Origin of the sequence: Mesorhizobium sp. M1A.T.Ca.IN.004.03.1.1, assembly GCF_003997555.1 — a bacterium.
Lineage (GTDB): Bacteria > Pseudomonadota > Alphaproteobacteria > Rhizobiales > Rhizobiaceae > Mesorhizobium.
This window is the reverse complement of sequence record NZ_RZTV01001043.1, coordinates 1-238: the sequence shown is the minus strand read 5'-3', so window position 1 is coordinate 238 and position 238 is coordinate 1. Positions and strand designations below refer to the sequence as shown.

General features: G+C 60.5%; 1 protein-coding gene. It reads right to left on the bottom strand.

What is annotated here, in order from left to right:
• Positions 1-207 (bottom strand): phosphoglycerate kinase (gene pgk / locus EOD29_RS34860; RefSeq protein WP_127248917.1); only part of this gene is annotated, 207 nt, incomplete at its 3' end.
• Between the last annotated feature and the right edge of the window lie 31 nt (positions 208-238).

Below are 238 nucleotides of genomic sequence, written 5' to 3'. Positions count from 1 at the left end.
TGGGCCATCCTTCGGCCGGCCAAAATGGGCCAGCAGGATCACCTTGGCACCCTTTTCGGACAATTCGAGGATCGTCGGCGCCACACGCTCGATGCGCGTCACATCGGTGACCTTGCCGTCTTTCACCGGGACGTTGAGGTCGACGCGGACGAGAACGCGCTTGCCGCGGATGTCGGAAAGATCGTCGAGGGTCTTGAAAGAAGGCATGGGGAGGATCCTGTCGTGGTTGGCGAAAGTT